General features: G+C 61.8%; 17 protein-coding genes. 8 read left to right on the forward strand and 9 right to left on the reverse strand.

What is annotated here, in order from left to right:
- Window positions 1-144: 144 nt before the first annotated feature.
- The 3 genes from ACF8RA_RS15125 to ACF8RA_RS15135 all read right to left on the reverse strand — a co-directional run bounded on the left by ACF8RA_RS15125 (window position 145) and on the right by ACF8RA_RS15135 (window position 4,582).
- Window positions 145-2,196, reverse strand: coding sequence for a bifunctional diguanylate cyclase/phosphodiesterase (locus ACF8RA_RS15125; protein ID WP_176683772.1), 2,052 nt, complete (start codon window positions 2,194-2,196; stop codon window positions 145-147).
- A gap of 494 nt (window positions 2,197-2,690) precedes the next feature.
- On the reverse strand, window positions 2,691-3,473 hold the full coding sequence (locus tag ACF8RA_RS15130; protein WP_392519317.1) for a hypothetical protein: 783 nt from the start codon (window positions 3,471-3,473) through the stop codon (window positions 2,691-2,693).
- A gap of 206 nt (window positions 3,474-3,679) precedes the next feature.
- Window positions 3,680-4,582: a GntR family transcriptional regulator gene (locus ACF8RA_RS15135; RefSeq protein ID WP_104886648.1), complete on the reverse strand. Its 903-nt coding sequence runs from the start codon at window positions 4,580-4,582 to the stop codon at window positions 3,680-3,682.
- Between the two features lie 193 nt (window positions 4,583-4,775).
- Here ACF8RA_RS15135 and ACF8RA_RS15140 point away from each other — a divergent pair, with 193 nt between their 5' ends.
- The gene (locus ACF8RA_RS15140; RefSeq protein ID WP_176683770.1) at window positions 4,776-5,525 is read left to right on the forward strand and encodes a hydroxypyruvate isomerase family protein; all 750 of its coding nucleotides are present in this window, start codon (window positions 4,776-4,778) and stop codon (window positions 5,523-5,525) included.
- Between the two features lie 152 nt (window positions 5,526-5,677).
- Here ACF8RA_RS15140 and ACF8RA_RS15145 read toward each other — a convergent pair whose 3' ends face one another.
- Together ACF8RA_RS15145 and ACF8RA_RS15150 are read right to left on the reverse strand one after the other, a co-directional pair.
- Window positions 5,678-6,274 carry a superoxide dismutase gene (locus tag ACF8RA_RS15145; protein WP_003255187.1) on the reverse strand — a complete coding sequence of 199 codons (597 nt, stop codon included), beginning with the start codon at window positions 6,272-6,274 and terminating at the stop codon, window positions 5,678-5,680.
- Window positions 6,275-6,545: 271 nt separating this feature from the next.
- Window positions 6,546-7,145, reverse strand: coding sequence for a LysE/ArgO family amino acid transporter (locus tag ACF8RA_RS15150; RefSeq protein WP_003255185.1), 600 nt, complete (start codon window positions 7,143-7,145; stop codon window positions 6,546-6,548).
- Between the two features lie 101 nt (window positions 7,146-7,246).
- On the opposite strand from ACF8RA_RS15150, the gene ACF8RA_RS15155 reads away from it, so the two are divergent.
- The 3 genes from ACF8RA_RS15155 to ACF8RA_RS15165 all read left to right on the forward strand — a co-directional run bounded on the left by ACF8RA_RS15155 (window position 7,247) and on the right by ACF8RA_RS15165 (window position 10,122).
- The gene (locus ACF8RA_RS15155; protein WP_176683769.1) at window positions 7,247-8,137 is read left to right on the forward strand and encodes a LysR family transcriptional regulator ArgP; all 891 of its coding nucleotides are present in this window, start codon (window positions 7,247-7,249) and stop codon (window positions 8,135-8,137) included.
- Window positions 8,138-8,186: 49 nt separating this feature from the next.
- On the forward strand, window positions 8,187-9,179 hold the full coding sequence (locus ACF8RA_RS15160) for an NAD-dependent epimerase/dehydratase family protein (protein WP_392519318.1): 993 nt from the start codon (window positions 8,187-8,189) through the stop codon (window positions 9,177-9,179).
- A 73-nt stretch (window positions 9,180-9,252) separates the two neighbouring features.
- Complete coding sequence (locus tag ACF8RA_RS15165) at window positions 9,253-10,122, forward strand: ATPase (protein WP_176683767.1); 870 nt, start codon at window positions 9,253-9,255, stop codon at window positions 10,120-10,122.
- Between the two features lie 109 nt (window positions 10,123-10,231).
- Here the strand turns inward: ACF8RA_RS15165 and ACF8RA_RS15170 are convergent, their stop codons facing one another.
- The gene (locus ACF8RA_RS15170; protein WP_176683766.1) at window positions 10,232-11,281 is read right to left on the reverse strand and encodes an alkene reductase; all 1,050 of its coding nucleotides are present in this window, start codon (window positions 11,279-11,281) and stop codon (window positions 10,232-10,234) included.
- A 17-nt stretch (window positions 11,282-11,298) separates the two neighbouring features.
- On the reverse strand, window positions 11,299-11,601 hold the full coding sequence (locus tag ACF8RA_RS15175) for a helix-turn-helix transcriptional regulator (RefSeq protein WP_003255178.1): 303 nt from the start codon (window positions 11,599-11,601) through the stop codon (window positions 11,299-11,301).
- Window positions 11,602-11,751: 150 nt separating this feature from the next.
- Here ACF8RA_RS15175 and ACF8RA_RS15180 point away from each other — a divergent pair, with 150 nt between their 5' ends.
- A complete protein-coding gene (locus tag ACF8RA_RS15180; protein WP_176683765.1) occupies window positions 11,752-12,336 on the forward strand; it encodes an ACP phosphodiesterase in 585 nt (194 codons plus the stop codon).
- Between the two features lie 112 nt (window positions 12,337-12,448).
- On the opposite strand, the gene ACF8RA_RS15185 is transcribed toward ACF8RA_RS15180, so the two are convergent.
- Together ACF8RA_RS15185 and olsB are read right to left on the reverse strand one after the other, a co-directional pair.
- Window positions 12,449-13,237: a lysophospholipid acyltransferase family protein gene (locus ACF8RA_RS15185; protein WP_209967854.1), complete on the reverse strand. Its 789-nt coding sequence runs from the start codon at window positions 13,235-13,237 to the stop codon at window positions 12,449-12,451.
- Window positions 13,237-13,992, reverse strand: coding sequence for an L-ornithine N(alpha)-acyltransferase (olsB, locus tag ACF8RA_RS15190; RefSeq protein WP_003255175.1), 756 nt, complete (start codon window positions 13,990-13,992; stop codon window positions 13,237-13,239). Before olsB ends, ACF8RA_RS15185 begins: the two co-directional genes overlap by 1 nt.
- Window positions 13,993-14,152: 160 nt before the next feature.
- Here olsB and ACF8RA_RS15195 point away from each other — a divergent pair, with 160 nt between their 5' ends.
- From ACF8RA_RS15195 to ACF8RA_RS15205, 3 genes are all read left to right on the forward strand, one after another.
- Complete coding sequence (locus tag ACF8RA_RS15195; RefSeq protein WP_176683763.1) at window positions 14,153-15,037, forward strand: acyl-CoA dehydrogenase; 885 nt, start codon at window positions 14,153-14,155, stop codon at window positions 15,035-15,037.
- Between the two features lie 193 nt (window positions 15,038-15,230).
- Complete coding sequence (locus ACF8RA_RS15200; protein ID WP_176683762.1) at window positions 15,231-16,172, forward strand: AEC family transporter; 942 nt, start codon at window positions 15,231-15,233, stop codon at window positions 16,170-16,172.
- Window positions 16,173-16,228: 56 nt separating this feature from the next.
- Window positions 16,229-17,590: an amino acid permease gene (locus ACF8RA_RS15205; protein ID WP_176683761.1), complete on the forward strand. Its 1,362-nt coding sequence runs from the start codon at window positions 16,229-16,231 to the stop codon at window positions 17,588-17,590.
- The last annotated feature ends 136 nt before the right edge of the window (window positions 17,591-17,726 follow it).

A 17,726-nucleotide genomic window follows, 5' to 3' on the forward strand; every position in this document is an offset into this window, starting at 1 on the left:
CATCGTGTGGTTGGACCAAAGGGGTGGACCGTGCGCCGTGGCACGCGAAACTACAACATCATGCGAAAGATTTGCATTTGCTGTAAAGGGGCTGCGCGCAATTCATGTAAATCCGGGGCACAGCCTGTAACCGGGCAGGTGGCCTCAGGACACCGAAACCCGGTTGCGTTGCGCTTGTTTGAGGAAGTGGGTCAGTTCACGGGCCGAAAGGGGTTTGCTGTAGTGGTAGCCCTGGCCCTCGTGGCAACCCTGGGCCACGATGTAGGTTTCCTGCTCGGCCGTTTCCACGCCCTCGGCGATTACCTGCATACCCAGGCTCTTGCCCAGCTGGATGATGGCGCGAACGATGGTGGCGTCGTCATCGTCGTCGAGCAGGTCCTGAACGAAACTCTTGTCGATCTTGATCTTGTCCAGGGGCAGCGACTTCAGATAGCTGAGTGACGAGTAGCCGGTGCCGAAGTCGTCGATGGCTATCAGCGCCCCGGAGCGGCGCAGGCTCAACAGGTGCTGGGCGGCGGTGCTGATGTCTTCCATCAGGCCGGTTTCGGTGACTTCCAGTTCCAGGCTGCGCGGTGGTAAGCGATAGGCTTGCAGCAGGTTGTTGACCACCCGAGGCAGCTCGCTGTGGTGCAGTTGCACGGTAGACAGGTTGACCGCCATGCGCAGGTCGCTGAAGCCCTGGTCGTGCCATTCGCGCAGTTGTCGGCAGGCCTGGTCAAGCACCCATTCGCCGATGCTGATGATGCTGCCGTTCTGCTCGGCCAAGGGGATGAACTGGTCGGGTGGCACCATGCCCAGCTCCGGGTGCTGCCAGCGCAGCAGGGCCTCTACGCCGACTACTCGGTGGTCGCGGTAACTGATCTGTGGCTGGTACACCAGGTACAACTGGTTGCGCGGCAGGGCTTCACGCAGGTCCTTTTCCAGTTCGCGACGGCGACGCATCTCGCTGTCGACGCTGGCGATATAGAACTGGTAGCGGTTGCGCGAACGGACCTTGGCCAGGGTCATGGTCTGTTCGGCTTTCTGCAGCAGTTTCTCGGTGCTGTCGCCGTCTTCCGGGAACAGGGTGATGCCGATGGTCGCGCGCAGGCGGATTTGCTCGTGATCGAGGTCGAACGCCACTTCCAGGTCGTCGAGGATGCTCTGCGCCAGTTCGGCAGCCTCGTAAGGCTGCTCGATATTGGCCTGTACCAGGGCGAACTGGTCACCGCCCAGCCGCGCCAGGGCGCCGAGGCGGCCACTGTGGGCGCGTAGTCGGTCGGCCAGCGCCAGCAGCAACTGGTCACCGACCTGGTAGCTGAATTGTTCGTTGATGCCCTTGAAGTCGTCCAGGCCTAAGCACAGCACTGCCACGCGGTGCTGCAGGCGGCCGCCGTCGACGAGGATCTTGTCCAGTTGCTGCTGCAGTTGCTGACGGTTGGGCAGGCCGGTGAGGAAGTCGTACTGGGCCATGCGCTGCAGGCTGTTTTCCGCCTCGTGGCGCAGATGGGTGTTGCGTTCGATCGAGGCCAGCAACTGGTTGGCGGTGTTCACCCACAGCCCCAGTTCGTTTTTCTCGTGCCCCTTGAGCAGCGGTATCTGGTGCTGGCTGGGGCGGTCAGGGTTGATCTGGGTGAGATGCTCGATGATCTTCGACAGCGGTTTGGTCAGCAGCCAGTGGTAGACCAGGTACAGCACCAGGCCCATGGCCATGGCCCGCAGCACCCCGGAAATGAAGATGATCACCGCGTTGATCAGGAAATCTTTACCGTAGGACGAGGTATCGAGGGTAATGCTGAGGTCGCCGTAGTATTCGCTGTAAGGGCCACGGCCGACCAGTTGCGTGGTGTAGGTGCGTTCCTGGCCGAGGATGAGGTCGGTGAGCCAGCGCATGGACATGTCCTGCAGCGGGCGGGACTTTTCTGCCAGCATGGTTTCGTTGGGATGGCCAATGGAGGCCATGCGCACCGACTCGTCCTGGAACAGGCCTTCGATGACCTGCATGCCCATTTCACGGTCGAGGCTGTACACCGCCTGGGTCGAAGGGTCACGGAACATGTCGAGGATGCGCTGGGCATCATTGTTCACGGCTTGGCGGGTCTTGTAGGTGTCGTAGATGATTTGCGCACAGCTGAGCACGACGCCAACCGCCAACGCCGACAGCAGCACGACCCTGAGCAACTTGACCGACAAGCTGTTCCGCAATTCCAGCTTCAATGGGGTTTCCTTAATCCATGCGCATGGCATCATTTTGCCATCAACGATGACGATACACTACCGCCGACCATTAGCAGTGTATCGGTTGCCTGACCCCGCAACTTGAATGCGCTGTGTCAATCTTCCAGAGGTTTGATGTTAGCGTGCTATGCGGCCTGAGCAAGCGTTTTGCGGGTGGGGCGCAGGTGAAAACGTGCTGGCTGCTTCGCGGATAGCCCGCCCCCACAGGCATGGCACATTCCTCGAACAGAGGGCCTGTGGAGCGGACCTGGATGTGCACGCGGCCGAAGAAGTGGATGGGTTCCTGTGAGGGTAAGCAACCACCGGTTTACGCCAGCAGACGAGCACAGCATCCGCCATCAGGCAGACACTGTGAATGGACGCGCTAGCGGGCCGTTGCAGGCAGGGGGAAGGTTATTTGCAATGAGCGTTGCTGACCGGCCATTGTTCAGGTTCGGAAGGCTCGGTCAGGAATATGTCCGACTGGGGCAGTGCTATCGGGACGGCCAAGATCCCAGGCCCACTTTTGTTGGCCGCTGACTGCATCGTAAGCGCGAAACACGCCTGACGGTGCCGGGCGCACATCCGAGTCCAGCACCCGGCCACCTGTGATGACCACCCCATGCCTTGACCAGGCCGGAAACGTTAGCTGGAGTAATCTGCGCTGCAGCGGAATAGTGGTTGCCGAGGTTCGAGCCAGCATAGGCGGTCCAGTTGGTCTTGTCGTGAGACGCGGCGACGTTGGCGTCTGGTGATGCCACCGTGCTGCGGCTGAACGGTTGCTGTGAATGCGCGGTGATAGCCGGCGAGTCGGCCAGATGAACGGTGTTCGGGAAAAACAGCGGTGCCAGGATGGTGGCCGCCATCAGCAGCGGCAGCACGCCCATGATGCTGAAATACAGTGCCTTGTTGATTTTGGTGAAGTCGCGGCGGACCAGTGGCCAGAAAGCCAGAAAGATCACACTGAGCAGTACCAGCCAGGCGAGGCGTGGAATATAGGCCCAGCCGTTGTACCCCGACTCCCAGATCGCCCAACCGTAGGTGGCCAGGGATGTTGCGCCATAGAGGTAGATTCCGACCGCCTTCTTCAGGCCCATGAGTGCGGCGGCCAGCAACAATGCGGTGCCCATCATCGCGTAGTAAGGCGAGCCACCGGCATTGACCAGCGCGCCTCCCTGATAGGCCAGTGTCAGGCCAAGCAGGGCCAGCAGAATCGTGTACACCCCGAACAGAAGGCTCGAGACCCCCGTCCCTTTAGCCAACGTTCCTTGTTCCATTGCATCCATTCCTGTGTGATTCGGTGCCACAGTGCGTCCGAGCGGTGTAAATATTGCTCATCATTGCAACGAAATACAATAAGCGGCGAAAGATTTACTCGGGGCGCCGATTTTTCAGGCTATTTTGTATCTTGTATGAAAAGGAGGCAATGGCTAAGCTGCCACGCCTGATTCACGCGCGGGATTGGAGGAAGGTAGGAGAAGGGTTATGCCTGCTGGCTTTCCTGCAAGGCATCCTGGCCGGTTTTGAGGCGGCCGACTTCGTCCAGATGTTTCCAGAGAAACCGTGCGGCCTCTTCACGCCGACCGGACTCTATCAGGTCGAGCAGGTGCAGGTGCTCCAGGCATTGCGTCATCAGGCGACTGCGGTCGACGTTGGCTTTGTAGCTCATGAAGCGTCTGAGCTGGTTTTGCCGGCGTATGGCATCGATGAAGAAGAGGTTGCCCGAGCATTGCACGATCATTTCGTGAAACTGGGCGCCGATTTCAAACAGTTGGGCACGTGACAGCGTGTGAATCTCGCCGTCGAGCATGGCCTGCTGTTGCGCCCTGGCTTTGGCAAAGGCGGCCTGGTTCACGTTGTAGCCCGGCTCACGCAGTGCGGCCGGCTCGATGGCCATGCGGAAGCGGTAGCTCTGGATGTGGGTCTGGGCGTTGTGCACGAATTCGTTGAGGCTCCAGCCTTGCCCGGGCTTGCGCTCCACCATGGCTTCGCTTGCCAGCCGGTTGAGGACCTTGAGCAGTTGCCCGCGAGGCACAGAGTAGCGTCGCAGTAGCTGGGCTTCAAAGAATTCGGCAGGGATTTCCCCGTTGAGGATGTCGTCCACCACACGCAGGTAGAAGTCTTCGAAGGGGTCGCAGGCGGGCGGTACGGTGGCTTCCTGGATCTGCCCGGCGTCCTGTTTCAGAAAATAGCCGCGATTGGGCTCCTGCACCGCGATGTTCCACTCGGCGAGCAGGGCGAATACCCTGCGGATGGGGGAGCGGGAGACATCGAAGGCTTGGGCGAAGGTCTGCTCGCGCAATGGCTCGCCGGCCTTCATCGACCGGGCGCGGATCATCTCGATGACGCGAGGGGCCAATTGCAGGGCGAGATCTTTCTTGATCACAGGCTGTATTCCGAATGATTGACTTCAGTCGATCCGGCAGATTTGGGTCGGACTGGGGCAGGAAAATACCACACACGAAGGTCCTGAGTATCTGCACGCAGCGAGCTGGCGCAGTTGCCGCCAGCGCAGCGCCGGAGCCGCGGCTCAGGCTTTGGAACGACGAATGTTTTCTTCCCGGGATGGATCGTTACACATGCTCAAATTCAATGCTCACCTTGGCTTCCAGTTCAACGAACTGCCTTTTCTGCAGCGTATCGAAGCCGCTGCTGCCGCCGGATTTCGCGCGGTGGAATTCCCCTCGCCCTATGAGTTGGATGCGAGTTTGTTGGCTGATCAACTGGCGAAGTATGCGTTGCCATTGATCCAGTTTGCCGCACCGGCTGGCGTTTCCAAGGGCATTGCTGCGGTGGCGGGCAAGGAGCCCGAGTTTCGTGACGGGCTGCGCCAGGCAGCCAGCTATGCCCGCACACTGGCATGTACGGATGTGCACCTGATGTCCGGGATAACCCACGAGGATGGCGCCGGCAAGGTGTACGCGAGCAACCTGGACTATGCCGTGAAATTTTTCGAGGACCAGGGGCTGCGGCCATTGATCGAAGTGATCTGCACGCAGGAAATGCCAGGGTATTACATGTCCGACTTCAGCAAGGCACAGCAGGTGCTGGAGGCGCATGCGAGTCTCGGGCTGATCCTTGATCTTTACCATGCACAGTTGTTGACCGGAAATGCGGCCGATGTGCTGGCACAGTTCTTTGAGCGTACGGTGCATGTGCAAGTGGCCGACTGTCCTGGGCGGCATCAGCCGGGGACGGGGCAGATGGACATTGCAGGGTTGTTTGCGACGCTGGAGCAGCGCGGGTATGCGGGGTGGGTCGGGTGTGAGTACCGGCCTAAGGGCGCTACCGCAGATAGCCTTGGCTGGCTTGGTCAGTACGCTTCATGAAAGCCCTGTGCGCTGGCCCGTTCCAGATCCCTTGAAAAAAAACCGATGCCAGAAGACTGGCATCGGTTTTTTGAGGAAGCCCGGCGTGGGCGGCAATGCTGGACTGACAGCATTACGGCACGTGGCCGGGTTTCTTGCTCAGGCTGAGGGACTCAGGCCTTGAAGGTCTTGCCTTCGAACTGCTCGGCAACGAAGGCCCAGTTGACCAGGTTCCAGAACGCCTCGACGTACTTCGGACGCAGGTTGCGGTAGTCGATGTAGTAGGCGTGTTCCCAGACGTCGCAGGTCAGCAGCGGGGTGTCGCCGCTGGTCAGTGGGCAGCCGGCGCCGATGGTGCTGGCCAGGGCCAGGGAACCGTCAGCTTTCTTCACCAGCCAGCCCCAGCCGGAACCGAAGGTGCCAACCGAAGTCTTGGTGAACTCTTCCTTGAACTTGTCGAAGGAACCGAAAGCGGCGTTGATGGCGTCAGCCAGGGCACCGGTCGGCTGGCCGCCGCCGTTTGGCGACAGGCAGTTCCAGTAGAAGGTGTGGTTCCAGACTTGAGCGGCGTTGTTGAAGATGCCGCCCGAAGAGCTCTTGACGATCTCTTCCAGGGTCTTGCCTTCGAATTCGGTGCCTGGGACCAGGTTGTTCAGGTTCACGACATAGGTGTTGTGGTGCTTGTCGTGGTGATACTCCAGGGTTTCCTTGGAGATGTGCGGCTGCAGGGCATCATGGGCGTACGGCAGCGGCGGCAATTCAAAAGCCATGGTGGATCTCCTGATTCAGGTCTGTTTGCGGTTTGCGCAAGGCCGATCACGGGCGGCCCGATAAGCGTCGGCGAGTCTGTACTCTTTGCGACGCAAGCGCTGGATCATAGCACCGGGCCCGGCGCATAACCACGCAACAAACATAGGGAATAGAGGTTCCGGAGGGGTTGGGCTGAGCCGACCGGCGGCTCGCCGTTGCGCGGGTGTTGCCTGTGAGACCGAGTGTCGCTCGATCTTGCAGTCGATGAATATGCCGCGCCAAGCCCCGAGGTCAGTTGAAGATCAGTTGCGCAGCCACCGCAAACATCATCACTGCCACCATCAGGTCGAGCATGCGCCAGGTCGCCGGCCGCGCCAGCCACGGTGCCAGCCACGCCGCGCCAATGGCCAGGGTCGAGAACCACAGCAGCGAAGCGCTGGCCGCCCCGGCCACGTAGGCGCCAGGGGCGGACTGTTGGGCGCCCAGCGAGCCGATCAGCAACACCGTGTCGAGGTACACGTGCGGGTTCAGCAGGGTCACCGCCAGGGCGCTGAGCAGCACGGCGCGACGTGAGCGAACGCCCTGGCCTTGCTGGTGCTGCAGGCTCTGCTTGGAGCAGGCGCTACGCAGCGCCTTGGCGCCGTACCAGATCAGGAACACCGCGCCGCCCCAGCGGGCAATCGCCAGCAAGGTCGGATTATGTGCCAGCACGGTGGCCAGGCCGAATACCCCGGCGGCCACGAGGATGGCATCACAGACGATGCACAGTGCTGCCACCGGCAGATGATGCTCACGACGCAGGCTCTGGGCGAGGACGAAGGCGTTCTGGGCGCCGATGGCCATGATCAGGCCGAAGGCCACCAGCATGCCATTGAGATAGCTTTGCCACATGGCAGGGCTCTCCAAAAAGGGTCACGGAAGATGCTGGCCATTGTGATGTTCGGCGCTGTATAAGAAAAACAAATAAAGCTGATCACCCATTAGGAAAATCGATGTTCGACTACAAGCTGCTGGCTGCCCTTGCGGCAGTGATCGAACAAGGCGGTTTCGAGCGTGCAGCGCAGGTACTGGGCTTGTCGCAGTCGGCCATTTCCCAGCGCATCAAGTTGCTTGAGGCGCGGGTCGGCCAGCCGGTACTGGTGCGTGCCACGCCGCCCGGCACGACCGAAGTCGGCCGCCAGCTACTCAACCATGTGCAGCAGGTGCGCCTGCTCGAGCGCGACCTGCAGCGCCAGGTACCGGCGCTGGACGAAGAGGGCATGCCGGAGCGCCTGCGCATCGCCCTCAACGCCGATAGCCTGGCCACCTGGTGGGCCGGCGCGGTGGGCAACTTCTGCGCACAACAGAACGTGCTGACCGACCTGGTGGTTGAGGACCAGGAAGTGGGCCTTAAACGCATGCGTGCCGGCGAAGTGGCAGCCTGCCTGTGTGGGAGTGAGCGGCCGGTAGCCGGCGCACGCAGTTTGCCCCTGGGGGCCATGCGCTACCGGGCGCTGGCCAGTCCCGTGTTCATGGCGCGGCACTTCCCCCAAGGTTTTGTCGCCAGCCGCTTGGCCCGTACCCCGGCGATCGTGTACGGCCCGGACGATTTTCTGCAGCATCGCTACCTGGCATCGCTGGGCATAGAGGGTGGTTTCCTGCACCACCTGTGCCCTTCATCCGAAGGCTTCCTGCGCATGACCGAGGCTGGGTTGGGGTGGGGCCTGGTGCCCGAACTGCAGGCCCGGGAGCAACTGGCCAGTGGGCAATTGGTGGAAATCTGTCGCGATACCCCCATCGATGTACCGCTGTACTGGCATCATTGGCGCAATGGCGGGCAATTGCTCGCGCAATTGACCGACCACCTGCGGCACACCGCACAACATTGGCTGGTGCCCTTGTAGCCATGGCTGGCGTCAGTTGCATCTGAAATCTGGCAAGACGGAGTGTTACATGCGAATTCTGGTCACCGGCGCGAGTGGCTTCATTGGCGGGCGCTTTGCGCGTTTCGCCCTGGAGCAAGGCCTGGACGTGCGCGTCAGCGGCCGCCGTGCCGAAGGGGTCGAGCACCTGGTCAAGCGTGGCGCACAGTTCATCCCGGGCGATCTGGGTGACGCCGAGCTGGCCCGGCGTTTGTGCCAGGGTGTCGAAGCCGTGGTGCACTGCGCTGGCGCGGTGGGGAACTGGGGGCGCTATCAGGATTTCTATCAGGGCAACGTGGTGGTGACCGAGAACGTGGTCGAGGGCTGCCTGAAGGAGCATGTGCGGCGCCTGGTGCATCTGTCTTCGCCGTCGATCTATTTCAATGGCCGTTCGCGTCTGGACATCCGTGAAGACCAGGTGCCGCGTCGCTTCCACGATCACTATGGGCAAACCAAGTACCTGGCCGAGCAGAAAGTGTTCGGTGCCCAGGAGTTCGGCCTGGAAGTGCTGGCGCTGCGTCCGCGCTTCGTTACCGGCGCTGGCGATGCCAGTATCTTCCCGCGGCTGATGCAGATGCAGCGCAAAGGGCGTGTGGCGATCATCGGTAATGGCCTGAACAAGGTCGATTTCACCAGTGTCCACAACCTCAACGAGGCGCTGCTGAGTGCATTGTTCGCTGATGATCGGGCGCTGGGCCAGGCCTACAACATAAGCAACGGCCAGCCACTGCCGCTGTGGGACGTGGTCAACTACGTGATGCGCCAGATGCAGCTTCCCCAAGTGACCCGCTACCGTTCCTATGGCCTTGCCTACAGCCTGGCCGCGCTGAATGAGGCGGCGTGCATGTTATGGCCAGGGCGCCCGCAACCGACCTTGTCGCGCCTGGGGATGCAGGTGATGAGCTGTGATTTCACCCTGGATATCAGCCGTGCCCGGCAATACCTGGGCTATGAGCCCAAGGTCAGCCTGTGGACGGCGGTGGATGAATTCTGTGGTTGGTGGAAGCATTTGCCGCCCGGCTGATAATGGTCATCAATGCGCCGCGCTGGCGGTTTATACTCGTGCCTCTTTGTGACTACCGCGGTTGAATCTCTACATGCGTAACCATGCTCACGATGACTTCGATGACGTGCCTGCCTTGCGTGCGGGCACCGTTGATGATGACGAACTGATACCGGCGCATGTGATGCGCAGCCGCCAGAAAGCCACCCGCGGGGCCAGCACGGCGCCGTTGTGGGCTTTGATCGGTGCCTCGTTCATCGCGTTGGCGGGCCTGGGCTGGTGGAGCTTCCAGCAGATCTCGCTGATGGAGCAGCAACTGGTGGCGACCCAGGAAAGCTTTGCCCGCATCAGTGAGGAGGCGGCTGGGCGCCTTCAGGCGATCAGTGGCAAAGTGGCGGCCAGCGAGTCAGGCGCCACTACCAGCACTGAGGCATTGAAGCTGCAGCTGCGCCAGTTGCAGAAGGGTGTTGCCGGACAGACCGGCGACCTGGGCAAGCGTCTGGAGCAGGTGCTGGCCGATACCCGAGAACAGCAGAAGGCCGTGACCGAGCTGCAAAGCCAGTTGCAGGCGCAGTTGAAGCTGGTGAATGGTGAGCTGGCGGCGCTGCGTTCGGGCCAGGTCGATGGTGGCAAGCTTGATGCCCAGTTGAAGAGCCTGAACGAGCAGGTTGCCGCGCTGAAGGCTGCGCAGGTGGATGGCGGCAAGCTGGACGGCCAGCTCAAGAGTTTGGGTGGCGAGGTGGCAGCGTTGAAGAAGCAGGGCAACCCGAGTGCGGCTATCCAGAGCCTGGAGCAGGACATGGTCGTGCTCAAGAGCCAGATCGACAACCGCCCGGCTGCGGCGTCCTCCAGTGGTGCTTCGGTGAAGGAGTTCGATGCCTTCCGTGCGCAGATGACGCGTAACCTGAATACGCTGCAGAGCCAGATTCAGAACCTGCAGCAACAGATCAACGCCCGTCCGTGACATCAGCTGAGCCTTGTTCGCGGGCACGATCGCTCCCACAGGATCAAGAACAGCTTTCAAGCTTTTCGCTGTACCGGTGGGAGCGGGCGTGCCCGCGAATGGCCCTCGATCACAACCGCGGATAATCGATGTAACCCACCGGCCCCTTGCCATAGAAGGTTTCGGGGTGTGCCTCGTTCAACGGTGCATCCGCTGCCAGCCGTGCCGGCAGGTCGGGGTTGGCGATGAATGGCACTCCAAACGCCACGGCATCCGCTTTGCCACTGGCCAAGGCCGCATTGGCACTGGCCTTGTCGAACCGCTCGTTGACGATGTACGGGCCTCCGAATGCCTCTTTGATCAGCGGCCCGATGCTGTCGTCGGCTTCCCGCTCCCGTGAGCAGATGAAGGCGATGCCGCGTTTGCCCAGCTCTCGGGCCACATAGGTGAAGGTCTCGGCGCGGTCGGCGTCGCCCATGTCGTGGGCGTCGGTACGCGGTGCCAGGTGCACACCTACGCGCTGCGCGCCCCACACTTCAATGGCCGCATCGGTCACCTCCAGCAACAGGCGCGCGCGGTTTTCCAGCGAGCCACCGTAACGGTCGGTGCGCTGGTTGGTGCTGCTTTGCAGGAACTGGTCGAGCAGGTAACCGTTGGCGCCATGGATCTCCACACCATCGAAACCGGCAGCCTTGGCATTTTCGGCACCACTGCGGTAGGCCTCGACGATGTCGTTGATTTCTTCGGTTTCCAGCGCCCGCGGGGTAGGGTAGTCACTCAGTGGGCGCACCAGGCTCACATGGCCCTTGGGCTGGATCGCGCTGGGGGCCACAGGCAGTTCGCCATTCAGATAGCTGGGGTGGGAGATACGACCCACGTGCCACAGTTGCAGGAAGATGCGACCGCCCGCGGCATGCACGGCCTTTGTCACGTTGTTCCAGCCACGTACCTGTTCATCGTTCCAGATGCCGGGGGTATCTGGGTAGCCGACGCCCATGGGGCTGACCGAAGTCGCCTCGCTGAGGATCAGCCCGGCGCTGGCACGTTGTACGTAGTATTCGGCCATCAGCGCATTGGGCACGCGGCCTTCATCGGCGCGGCAGCGGGTCAGCGGGGCCATGATGATACGGTTGGGCAGTTGCAGGTCGCCCAGTTTGATCGGATCGAAAAGCGTGGTCATAGCGGTTACCTGCCTTGTCAAAGTGCTTGGCGCAGTTGTTCGAGAAACGCCTGGATGGTGGCTTCGTCGCGTTTGAAGAAGTGCCATTGGCCGATCTTCTGGCTGCTGATAAGCCCGGCGCGCTGCAACGTGGCCAGGTGGGCAGAGACGGTCGACTGCGACAGGCCGCAGCGTTGGTCGATTTGCCCGGCACACACACCGTTTTCGGTGCTGTGGTACTGGTCTGGGAACTGGGTTGCCGGGTCTTTCAGCCAGCTGAGAATTTCTCGCCTGACCGGGTGGGCCAGTGCTTTTATGATTTCGTCGAGATCGAGTGGCATGGTTTGAGGTTCGCTGTAGCGGTATATCGCGATAGGACGAAATATAATTCGCTGTATTTCGATATACAAATACGAAGGCGTTCTGAGCTGAGCACGAATCGATATATCGCGTTATAACGATATGTCGGGCGGCGGTGCTAGACTGCGCTCATGAACTACCTCGCACACTTGCACCTGGGCGGCCCGGCGCCGCAACAATTGCTTGGCAGCCTTTACGGCGACTTTGTCAAAGGCTCGTTGGAAGGGCGCTTTCCGCCTGCGCTGGAGGCGGCCATCCGGCTGCACCGGCATATCGACAGTTACACTGACCAGCACCCGTTGGTGCTGGCGGCTCTGGCACGTTTTCCGCGCGAGCGGCGGCGCTTTGCCGGCATCGTCCTGGATGTGTTTTTCGACCATTGCCTGGCACGGCATTGGAGCCATTACGCCGAGCAGCCGCTGGAGCAGTTCACTGGCGCGTTTTATCGGGTACTGCTGGCAGAGCCCGAGCTGCCTGGGCGGTTGGCGCGGATTGCGCCGTTCATGGCAGCGGATGACTGGCTCGGGGCGTATGGCGATTTTGCCACTCTGGAGCAGGTGTTCAACGGTATTGCCCGACGTTTGTCGCGGCCAGAGGGGATGGTTGGGGTGATGGTGGAACTGGAGCGGCTGTATGAGCCGCTGCTGGCGGATTTTCGCGAGTTTTACCCGCAGTTGCAGGCGTTTGCGGCGGTAGGGCGGATGTCTGACCGTTAGAGGTGTGTGGGTGATACTGGCCTCTTCGCGGGTAAACCCGCTCCTACGGGGAATGCGATCGGTGTAGGAGCGGGTTCACCCGCGAAAGGGCCAGAACAGGCCGTGCAAGCATTCAGGCAGCCCGCGCCTGCCGACGTGGCGCCATCTTTACGTCTTCAACCCCGAACAGCGTCAGGTGAATCGCCTGCTGTGCCTGCAACGCCAGCACTGCACGTTCCTTGCCCACGCTACCTATTGGCTGCAGCAGGTGGATGCACACCTCGCCCCGCGGCAGGGCAAACAGGCGCATCAGGTGGGACACCAGGTCGTCCTCACCAATGAACGGCGCTACCGGGTCGATCTGGCCATCACGCAGGTACTGAACAGCGACTGGCTGCACCGCCACGCCACGGTCGATGGCACCTGCCAGCAGGCGGCCATGAAAGGTGCGCAACGTGCGGCCGCTGGTAGTGGTGCCTTCGGGGAAGATCAACAGCGGACGAGCCAGCCCCAGTTGCCCGGCAATCTGTTCGCGCAGGCGCTGACTGTCGCCACCACCACGGCGAATGAACAGCGTACCGGCCTTTTCCGCCAGCCAGCCGGCCACCGGCCAGTGACGCACTTCGGCCTTGGACAGGAAAGACAGCGGCGTGAGCATGCCAAGCAGGGGAATGTCGGTCCAGGAAACATGATTGCTGACCCACAGCATCGGCCGCTGTGGAAGTTCGCCAACTACCTTCACGTCGAAGGGCAGGGCGGCGACCAGGCGTTTCATGAACAGACAGGTCCAGCGCTGGCGCCGTTCGATCGGCGCCTTGAAGCCCAGGCGCTCACCCAAGGCGATAATGCTGGCCATCAGCATGCCCTGCGCCAGCACCAGCAGCAGTCGGATGAGGCGGGCCAGTACCCGCAACTTCGGCATCAGACCGCCGCCTTGAAGTGGCGGGCGTAGCGTGGGCACAGCTCGTCGCGTTTGAGCAGGATGAACACGTCGGCCACCTGGAAATCTTCGTCCCAGCATGGCTCGCCACAAATTTTCGCCCCCAGGCGCATGTAGGCCTTGAGCAGCGGTGGCATTTCGGCAATGACGTTATTGGGCAAGGCCAGTTTCGGCAGCGGGTTTTTCGGCTCGGCACGCAGGTGTTCGGTGCACAGGTAACGCTCACGCAGGCGCTGCATCACTGCATGGGCCTGCACGCCGCCGTCCTGCATGGGGATACTGGCGCAGCCCATCAGATAGCTGTAGCGGCCCTCGTTGAGCACCTCGGCCAGTTCGCCCCAGAGCACGGCGATGGTGCCGCCGTTACGGTAGTCGGGGGCCACGCAGGTACGGCCCAGCTCGAGGATCGGGCCTTGCAGCTGCAACAGGCCGTGCAGGCTGAACTCTTCTTCGCTGTAGAACCGGCCCAGGCTGCTGGCAGCCTGGTGATCGAGCAGGCGGGTGGTGGCAACCAGTTCGCCGGTGCTCAGGTCGCGTACACCAATGTGGCGGCAGTGCACGTCGTAGTCGTCCATGTCCAGGCCTTGCTCGGCACCTTTGAGCTTGGCCTTGAACTCTGCGCTGAATACTGTATAGCGCAGGGCCTGGGCTTCTTGCAGCGCCGCGGCGCCAACCAGGCGTTCGGCTTGCAGACGGCGTTCAGTGCTGTAGTCGCCAGCGGTAGCGATCCGAGTCATTACGAGTCTCCATAAGCCAGCCAAGAAGGGTTGCGGCCGGTCGGCTTTGTTGTGCAAAGTCAGCCTAGGTAGACCCAGTGTCACCCCTGTGAATCTTTGGTGATGCTTGCGTGACACACCCTGAGCCTTAACTGAAAGCCCTCCAGCAAGGAGCTGTTCCATGGCCTGGTTGCAACGACTCAACGATCCGCTTCGCCTCGCGCCGACAGGCACCCTGGGCGAAACCTACGCCGCGCTGCTTGAGCGCCTCGGCACGGTTGCCCCGTTCGAACTGGCGGTACTGGGCGGGCGTGCAATGGCCACCCCGGGCCTGGCCTTCCTGGTGGGTTACCAGGCTGCCCTTCGCGTGCTGTGGCCCAGTGCGCCGCACAGCCTTGGCGCCTTGTGTGCCACCGAGCGGCGCAGCGTGCGGCCGGCAGACATGCACACACGGCTGGGCGCTCTGCGGCTGTCGGGTTGCAAAGACTTCGTTACTGCGGGCCTGGAGGCGGAGTGGTTGCTGGTGGCAGCGCGTAGCGAAGCGGCTGGCGCTGCGCCGCAGTTGAGCCTGGCGGTGGTTTACCCCGGGGAGCCGGGGGTAACACTGGAGCCATTGCCAACCCTGCCGCTGATGCCGGAAGTCGGTCATGGCCGATTGCTGCTGGAGCAGGCATCGTGCGAGTTGCTGGCCGGTGACGGCTGGGATGCCTATGTGAAGCCGTTCCGTTCGCTGGAGGACTTGTATGTACTCACGGCGCTGACCGCCTGGTTGTATGGCGTGGGGCAGGAGTGCGCCTGGCCGCAGGGGCTGCGCCTGCAGTTGCTCGGGCTGTTGGCCGGCTGTGCCGAGGGGAGCCGGCAGTGTGCCGATAGCATGGGGTGTCACTTGTTGCTGGGCGGGTTGTTTGCGCAGTTCCAGGCGTTGCGGGGGGAGATCGATGCAGCGTTGGCGGCAGGGCCGGTGCATTGGGCGCAAATCTGGCAGCGTGACCAGGGGGTGATGGCGCTGGCGGCGTCGGCGCGGGAGAAGCGGCTGAACAAGGCTTGGGTTGCTGCGGGGTTGTAATGACTGGCTGACACGGGTTTGTATGAACCGATGAGTCGCGGCGTGCTAGTCGGTGGGGGGCGTGCAATGAGGCCGGTACGGGCAGCGGATAACCTGAAAAGACATTCCTTTTATCGCGCTTGATCCCCGCAAATCCCGGCCGTTGACGTATCATTGGCCGCCTGACGGCAACCCCCTCCAGGATCGCTTGCGCATGCTCGCCCTTCTTATCCAGACCCTGAACATCACGGCACCGGTTTTCGCCATGCTGTTCATGGGCGTCCTGCTCAAACGCATACACTTGATCGACGACAACTTCAACCGTGTCGCCTCGCAGCTGGTGTTCAACGTCTGCATGCCGGCGCTGCTGTTTCTCGGCATCTATCACGCCGACCTGGCCGCAGCGGTCAAACCCGGCGTCCTCCTGTATTTCATCGTCGCCACTTTGGCCGGTTTCGCCATTGCCTGGGGCATGGCCATCTGGCGCAGCCCGATGGCCGACCGGGGCATCTATACCCAGGGCGCATTCCGCGGCAACAACGGTGTGATAGGCCTGGCCCTGGCCGCCAGCCTGTACGGTGACTATGGCATCTCCCTGGGGGCGGTGCTCGCAGGCCTGGTCATCCTCATGTACAACTCGCTGTCCGCGGTGGTGCTGGCGGTGTACAGCCCGGACCTCAAGTCCGACCCGTGGAGTATCTGCAAGAGCATTTTCAGCAACCCGCTGATCATCAGCGTGCTGGTGGCCGCTCCCATGGCTTATGGCCAGGTGCCGCTGCCCAACTGGCTGCTGACCTCGGGCGACTACCTGGCGCAGATGACCCTGCCGCTGGCGCTGATCTGTATCGGCGGCACGCTGTCGCTGGCAGCCCTGCGTAACTGTGGTCGGCTGGCCATCGATGCCAGCCTCGTGAAAATGCTCTGGCTGCCGCTGCTCGGTACCCTTGGGGCCTGGTTGTGCGGGTTTCGCGGGGCGGAGCTGGGCATCCTGTTCCTGTACATAGGCAGCCCGACCGCTGCGGCCAGCTACGTGATGGCGAGGGCGGCCAACGGCAATCATGAACTGGCCGCGTCGATCATCGTGATCACCACGCTAATGGCGGCGATCACCACCAACATTGGTATTTTCATCTTGCAGTGGGGCGGATGGATCTAGATCCTTGACTGCAAATAACAGCAACAACACTGCCTCACTGAGCTAAAGGACACTTCATGCAAGACCAGAGCACGCCCGAGCGGTTACAGCGCGGGCTGAAGAATCGCCATATCCAGCTGATCGCGCTGGGCGGGGCCATCGGTACCGGGTTGTTCCTGGGCATTGCCCAGACCATCCAGTTGGCCGGCCCCTCCGTGTTGTTGGGCTACGCCATCGCCGGCCTGATGGCCTTCCTGATCATGCGCCAGCTGGGCGAAATGGTGGTGGAAGAGCCGGTCGCCGGCAGCTTCAGCCACTTCGCCCACCAATACTGGAGCGAGTTTGCCGGCTTTGTCTCAGGCTGGAATTACTGGGTGGTGTACGTGCTGGTCGGCATGGCCGAGCTGACGGCGGTCGGTATCTATGTGCAGTACTGGTGGCCGGACTTCCCTACCTGGGCCACGGCGGCGATCTTCTTCGTGGTGATCAACCTGATCAACCTGACCCAGGTAAAAGTTTATGGCGAGATGGAGTTCTGGTTCGCCCTGGTCAAGGTGGTCGCCATCGTCAGCATGATCGGCTTTGGTGCCTGGTTGCTGGGCAGCGGCCATGGTGGCCCGGATGCCAGCGTGGCCAACCTGTGGCAGTACGGTGGCTTCTTCCCTAACGGTGTCACTGGTCTGGTAATGGCCTTGGCGGTGATCATGTTCTCGTTCGGTGGCCTGGAGTTGGTAGGCATCACGGCTGCCGAAGCCGACAACCCGCGCCAGAGCATCCCCAAGGCCACCAACCAGGTGGTGTACCGCATCCTGATTTTTTACATCGGTGCCTTGGCAGTGCTGTTGTCGCTGTACCCTTGGCAGAAGGTGGTGCAGGGCGGCAGCCCGTTCGTGATGATCTTCCACGAACTGGACAGCGACCTGGTGGCGACCATCCTCAATATCGTGGTGCTGACGGCTGCGCTCTCGGTGTACAACAGCTGTGTGTACGCCAATAGCCGGATGCTGTTCGGCCTGGCCAGCCAGGGCGATGCGCCGCGTCAGTTGCTGAAGGTAAGCCGTAGCGGTGTGCCGCTGACCGCGCTGGGCGTGTCGGCCTTTGCGACCGGCCTGTGCGTGCTGATCAATTACCTGATGCCGGGAGGGGCCTTTGGTTTGCTGATGGCGTTGGCGGTGTCTGCGCTGGTGATCAACTGGGCGAGCATCAGTATTACCCATCTGAAGTTCCGCCAGGCCAAGCTGGCCGCCGGGATCACCCCTTTCTACAAAAGCCTGGGGCACCCATTGACCAACTACCTGTGCCTGGCATTCATCGTGCTGATCCTGGTGGTGATGTACCTCACGCCGCCAATTCGCATCTCGGTAATGCTGATCCCGGCATGGATCGCTGTGCTGTGGGTTGCCTTCAAGTTGAAGAAGGCGCGCCAGGCCAAGGGCTGATCGGGTTTGTTCGTATGGGGTATGCCGTTAAGTTTTCGGCGCCTGTGAGATCGAGCGCCGCCCGCGCGGCGCTTCGCGGGTAAACCCGCTCCTACGTTTGTTTCGGGCCAGTCCGTTCTGTGCCAGGCGCGCGCGA

This window comes from Pseudomonas sp. FYR_5 (assembly GCF_043106315.1).
In the GTDB taxonomy this organism is placed as follows: domain Bacteria; phylum Pseudomonadota; class Gammaproteobacteria; order Pseudomonadales; family Pseudomonadaceae; genus Aquipseudomonas; species Aquipseudomonas putida_Y.